7 protein-coding genes and 1 riboswitch are annotated in these 7,978 nt (G+C 50.9%); of the genes, 2 read left to right on the top strand and 5 right to left on the bottom strand.

What is annotated here, in order from left to right; genetic code table 11:
- Window positions 1-90: 90 nt before the first annotated feature.
- Complete coding sequence (murI, locus tag BEB42_RS23545; protein WP_029340107.1) at window positions 91-948, bottom strand: glutamate racemase; 858 nt, start codon at window positions 946-948, stop codon at window positions 91-93.
- Window positions 893-2,737 (bottom strand): TonB-dependent vitamin B12 receptor BtuB, encoded by a 1,845-nt coding sequence (btuB, locus tag BEB42_RS23540; protein WP_001353725.1) that lies wholly within the window; start codon window positions 2,735-2,737, stop codon window positions 893-895. The genes murI and btuB overlap by 56 nt, the downstream gene beginning before the upstream one ends.
- A gap of 65 nt (window positions 2,738-2,802) precedes the next feature.
- Window positions 2,803-2,992: riboswitch (cobalamin riboswitch) on the bottom strand.
- A 113-nt stretch (window positions 2,993-3,105) separates the two neighbouring features.
- Between btuB and trmA the strand changes: the two genes are divergently transcribed.
- Entirely contained in the window at window positions 3,106-4,206 is a 1,101-nt protein-coding gene (gene trmA / locus BEB42_RS23535; RefSeq protein ID WP_000187026.1) for a tRNA (uridine(54)-C5)-methyltransferase TrmA, read from the top strand.
- A gap of 39 nt (window positions 4,207-4,245) precedes the next feature.
- On the opposite strand, the gene BEB42_RS23530 is transcribed toward trmA, so the two are convergent.
- On the bottom strand, window positions 4,246-4,605 hold the full coding sequence (locus tag BEB42_RS23530; protein ID WP_000806411.1) for a YijD family membrane protein: 360 nt from the start codon (window positions 4,603-4,605) through the stop codon (window positions 4,246-4,248).
- Window positions 4,605-5,255 (bottom strand): HTH-type transcriptional repressor FabR, encoded by a 651-nt coding sequence (fabR, locus tag BEB42_RS23525; protein ID WP_001309117.1) that lies wholly within the window; start codon window positions 5,253-5,255, stop codon window positions 4,605-4,607. The genes BEB42_RS23530 and fabR overlap by 1 nt, the downstream gene beginning before the upstream one ends.
- 331 nt (window positions 5,256-5,586) lie before the next feature.
- Here fabR and sthA point away from each other — a divergent pair, with 331 nt between their 5' ends.
- Window positions 5,587-6,987: a Si-specific NAD(P)(+) transhydrogenase gene (gene sthA, locus BEB42_RS23515; RefSeq protein ID WP_001120810.1), complete on the top strand. Its 1,401-nt coding sequence runs from the start codon at window positions 5,587-5,589 to the stop codon at window positions 6,985-6,987.
- Here the strand turns inward: sthA and oxyR are convergent.
- Window positions 6,970-7,887, bottom strand: coding sequence for a DNA-binding transcriptional regulator OxyR (gene oxyR / locus BEB42_RS23510; RefSeq protein WP_001025939.1), 918 nt, complete (start codon window positions 7,885-7,887; stop codon window positions 6,970-6,972). The genes sthA and oxyR overlap by 18 nt on opposite strands.
- Window positions 7,888-7,978 lie beyond the last annotated feature (91 nt).

The following is a 7,978-nucleotide window of genomic DNA, read 5'->3' as shown; positions in this document are numbered from 1 at the left end:
CGTGTCAGTGGTGGCGCATTATAGGGAGTTATTCCGGCCTGACAAGAGGAAATTTAAAATAATTTTCCGACCGCGCAACATTCAACCAAATCAGTCTAAAACTGCCAGTTTTTCGAGCGTTTCGAAGCCGTAGCGCTGTAAAACGGGCAATAATTGTTCAGCTTCTGGCGTCATTGCCATACAAAAGGCAATATTCACATCGGCGGATTTTGCATCCGGGGCTTCATGCTCTAGCAACCATGCCGTTCGGCGAGCAATCGCTGCGCCAGAATCCACCAGCCGGGTTCCCTCTGGCAGCACCTGTAGCAGTTCTTCTTGTAGTAGAGGGAAATGGGTACACCCCAGTACAACGGTATCTGGCGGCTCTTTCATTCTTAACCACGGACGCAAGATACGTTTTAGCGCATCCAGAGAAACATCTTCGCCATGCAGCTTCGCTTCAGCCAACTCAACCATCTCTGCCGAGCCCAGCATTTCTATCTGGCATTCATTAGCGAAACGCGCGATCAGCTCATGAGTATAAGAACGTTTAACTGTTCCGCGGGTTGCCAGTAATCCGACAATGCCATTTGCCGTCAGACGTGCAGCAGGTTTAATCGCCGGCACGACTCCAACAACCGGGAAGTCGAACTTTTCGCGTAAGGCAGGAAGTGAAACGGTACTGGCAGTGTTGCAAGCGACCACAGCCAACGCAAGGGGATAACGCTCTTGTACCGCAGTGACAATTTCCACCACTCGCTCAACAATAAACTCTTCGCTTTTTTCGCCATAAGGGAAAGCGACGTTATCGAAAGCATAAATGTAATGGAGATCCGGTAAGAGATGCCGGATCTCGTCATAGACCGACAACCCACCGACGCCGGAGTCAAACACCAGCACGGTGGGACGTGGTTCAGAAGGTGTAGCTGCCAGACAAGGTGTATTCCCGTCCTGCAGTTTGGTAGCCATAGACTGTCTCATAATCTTTGTCGAACAGGTTGGCTATTTTACCACGAACTGTCAGGTGAGAGGTGACCGGATACGCAACCGCAAGATCCCACAAGCTCACACCGCCCATTTTCACGGTTTGATACGGCCAGGAGGAGTAATCCTTATCATAGCGAGTGCCTAAATACTGATAAGTAATACCCCAGTCGAAGTCATACAACTGCCAGTCGAGCTGGTATTTCACCTGCTGTTTAGCACGGCGTAACAACGGCGTGTCGGTAATTGCATTGCGCGCATCGACATAATCATAACTCACAGTATGCGTCAGTGGTCCGGTATCAAAATTGGCGGTCGCCTCGACGCCCTTAATTCGCGCTTTCCCTTCGTTATAGTATTTCAGGGTGTGATCATCGTAATCGATCAAGTCACTGACATCGTTACGATATCCGGAAATACGCCAGTTCACCCCAGCGGTTAAGCCTTCAAACGCGCCTTCCCACTGTTTGCTTTTCTCAGGTTCCAGATTTGGATTTCCGTAGAAGCCATACAGTTGTCCAAGATTTGGTGCCTTATAAGATGTCCCGTAGGAAGCAATGAAGCGATAGCCTTCGATGAATTCCCAACCAGCGCTGGTTTGCCAGGTTCCATGACGACCAAACTGTGAGTTATCGTCGCTGCGTGCTGCGCCTTCAAAGGTAAAATCGCCGACTTGTTGCAGCCCGGTCAGATAGATGCCGGTATTACGTTGATCATATCCATCCTCAACATAACCTGTACCCGGCGTCGTAGTCTGTTTCTGCCAGTCGACACCCGCACCAATACTACCGTGACCAACGATGACATTGTTTGCCCACTGGACGGTGTATTGCTTCATCTCATCAAGCGTCGCCGACGAATCATAACGACCATAATGGGGATCGTAGTTGTAATCTTTGCTATGGCTATAGCTGGTAATGAGTTGTGATTTAATCAGTTCGCCGTTATAGCGCAGCCCGGCGTCCCAACTTTGGCTATAGAGTTTACGGGTATCGAGCAACGGTGAGCCGGGAGAATAATATGCGTCATAATTGGTACGGTTATCATAGCCATAGCCGCGCACAAAACCGCTCCAGACATCAGTAAAGTTATGCTCCAGCGCGCCATAAAGCGTTTTACTTAAAAAACCATCGTTATCTGGCTGAGCTTGCGTTCCGGTATTACCATAGGCAACAACATCATAACCATGAGTATGGGCATAATCGCCCAACAGCGTTACCCGTGTCTTATCTCCCAGTTGTTGCTGTGTAGAAACATCATAGTTCTGATAGTTATTGCTTCCCCACCCTGCTGAAATTTCCGTTCCGGGTTGATCGCGCGTCGTGATGATATTCACGACCCCACCTATTGCATCGGAACCATAGACGGCGGAGCGCGGCCCACGGATATATTCAACACGCTGGACAAGCGCAATAGGGAACTGGCTAAGGTCGGCAGAACCACTCACCCCCGCCAGATTCAGGCGTACGCCATCAATTAACACCAACACATGACTGGCATTTGTACCGCGAATAAAAATAGAAGAGAGTTGACCTGAACCGCCGTTTTGGGTGATATCGACACCCGGAAGACGGCGCAGCACATCATTGACCGAGGTCGACTGCCAGCGGTCGATATCCTGACGCGTCACAACGGTGGTTGGTGCAAGCACAGTGCTGCGCGGCTGTTCAAAACGGTTAGCAGTAACGACGAGAGTATCCGGGCTGGTATCCTGTGCCCAAGCGGAAAATGCCGTGACGGAACACGCCGTCAGCAGCGAAGCTTTTTTAATCATTGTAAAGCATCCACAATAGAAGAAGGATGCCGCAGGCTTCATCAATATTACGCGATGATGAGAACCAGATGCGACGTTAGCCGGCAGGTCTTCGGGCTTGGAGGGGTATATAAAATACTAAGAGATGATGACTTCCCACCGGATGGCAGTGTCCGCATAACGCAATCATCGCACCTTTCCTTACCGCTGCGCGTCAGCTCCAGATTTGCACTGGATTCCCTATTAACTCACAGGACCGGCGAGTGGATGCTACAGGTTGTAACAAGTTGCTGTCCAGACGTAGCTCACAAATAGGAATACATCAAGATCTGGACATCTGATGAGCAATCCCTACAATCGCCGCGTACATTTCATTTTCAGGATACATCATGACCCCCGAACACCTTCCAACAGAACAGTATGAAGCGCAGTTAGCCGAAAAAGTGGTACGTTTGCAAAGTATGATGGCGCCGTTTTCTGACCTGGTTCCGGAAGTGTTTCGCTCGCCGGTCAGTCATTACCGGATGCGTGCGGAGTTCCGCATCTGGCACGATGGCGATGACCTGTACCACATCATTTTCGATCAACAAACCAAAAGCCGTATCCGCGTGGATAGCTTCCCCGCCGCCAGTGAACTTATCAACCAGTTGATGACGGCGATGATTGCGGGTGTGCGTAATAATCCCGTTCTGCGCCACAAGCTATTCCAGATTGATTACCTCACTACGCTGAGTAATCAGGCGGTGGTTTCCCTGCTGTACCATAAAAAGCTGGATGACGAATGGCGTCAACAGGCGGAAGCTCTGCGCGATGCGTTGCGCGCACAAAATTTAAATGTGCATCTGATTGGTCGGGCAACGAAAACCAAAATCGCGCTGGATCAAGATTACATCGACGAACGTCTGCCGGTCGCAGGGAAAGAGATGATCTACCGTCAGGTAGAAAACAGTTTTACCCAGCCGAACGCGGCGATGAATATTCAGATGCTGGAATGGGCGCTGGACGTCACCAAAGGCTCAAAAGGCGATTTACTGGAGCTGTACTGCGGCAACGGTAACTTCTCATTAGCCCTGGCGCGCAATTTTGATCGGGTATTAGCCACCGAAATCGCCAAGCCTTCGGTCGCTGCCGCGCAATACAACATTGCCGCTAACCATATTGATAACGTCCAAATTATTCGTATGGCGGCAGAAGAATTTACTCAGGCGATGAATGGTGTGCGCGAATTTAATCGCCTGCAAGGGATCGACTTAAAGAGTTATCAGTGCGAAACCATTTTTGTCGACCCACCGCGCAGCGGTCTGGACAGTGAAACCGAGAAAATGGTGCAGGCGTATCCACGTATTCTGTATATCTCCTGCAATCCGGAAACGTTATGCAAGAATCTGGAAACATTAAGCCAGACGCACAAGGTTGAACGTCTGGCTCTGTTTGATCAGTTCCCCTACACGCACCATATGGAGTGCGGCGTACTACTGACCGCGAAGTAAAATCTATGCCGGATGCGCCAGCATCCGGCATGATACCGATTACTCAGCAACTTCCTGCTTACGGTTACGCATCTTCGCGCCAATCCAGAACACCATAATGACGGACAGTACTGCCGGGAAGAAGTTAGAGCCGATATCCGGATATTCCGCACGAACTACCGTGCTGTACAGCAGAACGCCGAGAATAAAACAGGCAGCTGCCAGACCCGGCAAGCCTACCGGCATAGTGCGATTAAGATAACGTTGATGCAGGCAGTAAACCGTCAGCACCAGGGAAATAATCGGGAATACAGAAAATGGCACAATGGAGCTAAACAGCGCTGCGAAAGTACCATTAATCGATAAGCCAGCAACTAACGCCAGCAGCAGCGTACCTCTATCTTGATTTGCTTGTTTCATTACTCGTCCTTCACATTTCCCGGAATAATTGCGGTTTTCTCTTGTTCACGGCGATACCAGTAATAAGCCCCTTTCGAAATCATTCGCAGTTGCAGTACCAGTCGCTCTTCTAATTGCCGACGTTGTTCGACGCCGACGTCCAACGCCTCGGCACCCGCACTGAAGACAATCGTCACCATGGCTTCGGCTTGCGCTTCAGTAAACGCACGCGGCATATGGTTTTCGAGTTCCAGATAGTCCGCAAGTTCCGCAATGAAGTGCTGAATTTCACGCGCAACAGCGGCACGAAACGCAGCGGAGGTGCCGGAGCGTTCCCGCAATAATAACCGGAAGGCGTTAGGATTATTACCGATGAACTCCATAAATGTGGAGACCGAGGTGCGGATCACACTCCCGCCTTTGGCGATACGCTGACGCGCCTGGCGCATGAGTTGGCGTAGCATTAAACCGCTCTCATCAACCATGGTCAGACCGAGTTCGTCTACGTCGCGAAAATGCCGGTAAAAAGAGGTGGGAGCAATGCCCGCTTCACGCGCCACTTCACGCAAACTCAGGCTGGCGAAGCTGCGTTCAGCACTTAATTGGCTAAATGCGGCTTCCACCAACGAACGGCGGGTTTTTTCTTTTTGTTGCGCTCTTACGCCCATCACGATGTCTGAATCCTTGCCAAAAGTACTGCTGGCACTATACCAGAGAATGAACATACTGGATTGCTCCAGTGTTGTGAATGAACCGTAACGCAATAAAACATATTTACTGCAATTCTTTGGCTGGTTCTTTTACGAACAACGGAAACCTGCCACTTAAACGGTGAGTACTGGCGATAAAAATCCAATAAAACGTTCAAGGCAAAAGTAAGAAACAGACAAAGCAAAGGCCGCTCACGATATAGCCAGATAAATGACGGGGATCAATTGGCTTACCCGCGATAAAATGTTACCATTCTGTTGCTTTTATGTATAAGAACAGGTAAGCCCTACCATGCCACATTCCTACGATTACGATGCCATAGTAATAGGTTCCGGCCCCGGCGGCGAAGGCGCTGCAATGGGCCTGGTTAAGCAAGGTGCGCGCGTCGCAGTTATCGAGCGTTATCAAAATGTTGGCGGCGGTTGCACCCACTGGGGCACCATCCCGTCGAAAGCTCTCCGTCACGCCGTCAGCCGCATTATAGAATTCAATCAAAACCCACTTTACAGCGACCATTCCCGACTGCTCCGCTCTTCTTTTGCCGATATCCTTAACCATGCCGATAACGTGATTAATCAACAAACGCGCATGCGTCAGGGATTTTACGAACGTAATCACTGTGAAATATTGCAGGGGAACGCTCGCTTTGTTGACGAGCATACGTTGGCGCTGGATTGCCCGGACGGCAGCGTCGAAACACTAACCGCTGAAAAATTTGTTATTGCCTGTGGTTCTCGCCCTTATCATCCAACAGATGTTGATTTCACCCATCCACGCATTTACGACAGCGACTCAATTCTTAGCATGCACCACGAACCGCGCCATGTACTTATCTATGGTGCTGGAGTGATCGGCTGTGAATATGCGTCGATCTTCCGCGGTATGGATGTAAAAGTAGATCTGATCAACACCCGCGATCGTCTGCTGGCGTTTCTCGATCAAGAGATGTCAGATTCTCTCTCCTATCACTTCTGGAACAGTGGCGTAGTGATTCGTCACAACGAAGAGTACGAGAAGATCGAAGGCTGTGACGACGGTGTGATCATGCATCTGAAGTCGGGTAAAAAACTGAAAGCTGACTGTCTGCTCTATGCCAACGGTCGCACCGGTAATACCGATTCGCTGGCGTTACAGAACATTGGGCTGGAAACTGACAGTCGCGGACAGCTGAAGGTCAACAGCATGTATCAGACCGCGCAGCCGCACGTTTACGCGGTGGGCGACGTGATTGGTTATCCGAGCCTGGCGTCGGCAGCCTATGACCAGGGGCGTATTGCCGCACAGGCGCTGGTGAAAGGTGAAGCCACCGCACATCTGATTGAAGATATCCCTACCGGTATTTACACCATTCCGGAAATCAGCTCTGTGGGCAAAACCGAACAGCAGCTGACCGCGATGAAAGTGCCATATGAAGTGGGCCGCGCCCAGTTCAAACATCTGGCACGCGCACAAATCGTCGGCATGAACGTGGGCACGCTGAAAATTTTGTTCCATCGGGAAACAAAAGAGATTCTGGGCATTCACTGCTTTGGCGAGCGCGCTGCCGAAATTATTCATATCGGTCAGGCGATTATGGAACAGAAAGGTGGCGGCAACACTATTGAGTACTTCGTCAACACCACCTTTAACTACCCGACGATGGCGGAAGCCTATCGGGTAGCCGCGTTAAACGGTTTAAACCGCCTGTTTTAACACTTTATCGAAATGGCCATCCATTCTTGCGCGGATGGCCTCTGCCAGCTGCTCATAGCGGCTGCGCAGCGGTGAGCCCGGACGATAAACCAGGCCAATAGTGCGGCGTGGTTCCGGCTTAATACACGGCAAATAAACAACCCCATCGCGTTTGCGCTCCGGCGGCACAGCCAGTGCAGGCAGTAAAGTGATCCCGCTACCTGCCGCCACCATGTTGCGCAGAGTTTCCAGGCTGGTCGCGCGGAAGTGTGTATCTTCATCCGCCCCGGCTTCAAAGCAGAAACCCATTGCCTGATCGCGCAAACAGTGACCATCTTCCAGCATCAGCAGTTTTTCCCCTGCCAGATCGGCCATCGGTACGCATTCGCGGTTCGCCCACGGGTGATCTTCATAGATAGCCAGCAGCATTGGTTCATCAAACAACGGCACTTCAATGAATGCTTCGCTCTCTTTCACCAGCGCGAGGATCACGCAATCGAGTTTGCCGCTGTCCAGTTGCGCCAGTAACTGGTGGGTCTGTGCTTCATGCAGATACATTTCCAGCTTTGGAAAGGTCTGGTGCAGCATCGGGATAATATGCGGTAACAGGTAAGGCCCAACCGTGGGAATCAAACCAATATGCAGCGGTCCGGACATCGTCTCACCCTGCTGGCTTGCCATCTCTTTAAGGACTTTCACCTCACGCAGCACGGTACGCGCCTGATCCACCAGCAGCATTCCCGCCTGGGTGAATAACACTTTACGGCTGGTCCGCTCCAGCAACATCACGCCCAGCTCATCTTCCAGCTTACGAATTTGCCCGCTAAGCGTCGGCTGGCTAACGTGGCAGGAATCTGCCGCACGCCGAAAATGACGGTGTTCAGCCAATGCCACCAGGTACTCAAGATCACGAATATTCATTATCCATCCTCCATCGCCACGATAGTTCATGGCGATAGGTAGAATAGCAATGAACGATTATCCCTATCAAGCATTCTGACTGATAATTGCT

This window comes from Escherichia sp. MOD1-EC5990 (assembly GCF_002965285.1).
Taxonomy (GTDB): Bacteria; Pseudomonadota; Gammaproteobacteria; order Enterobacterales; family Enterobacteriaceae; genus Escherichia; species Escherichia coli_F.
Note: the sequence above shows the minus strand (reverse complement) of the source record. Positions and strands in the feature narration are given on the sequence as shown.

What these genes read in the sequence shown, in the direction of transcription:
- murI (WP_029340107.1), bottom strand. Translation starts at nt 948, where the DNA reads ATGGCTACCAAACTGCAGGACGGGAATACACCTTGTCTGGCAGCTACA.
- btuB (WP_001353725.1), bottom strand. Translation starts at nt 2,737, where the DNA reads ATGATTAAAAAAGCTTCGCTGCTGACGGCGTGTTCCGTCACGGCATTT.
- trmA (WP_000187026.1), top strand. Translation starts at nt 3,106, where the DNA reads ATGACCCCCGAACACCTTCCAACAGAACAGTATGAAGCGCAGTTAGCC.
- BEB42_RS23530 (WP_000806411.1), bottom strand. Translation starts at nt 4,605, where the DNA reads ATGAAACAAGCAAATCAAGATAGAGGTACGCTGCTGCTGGCGTTAGTT.
- sthA (WP_001120810.1), top strand. Translation starts at nt 5,587, where the DNA reads ATGCCACATTCCTACGATTACGATGCCATAGTAATAGGTTCCGGCCCC.
- oxyR (WP_001025939.1), bottom strand. Translation starts at nt 7,887, where the DNA reads ATGAATATTCGTGATCTTGAGTACCTGGTGGCATTGGCTGAACACCGT.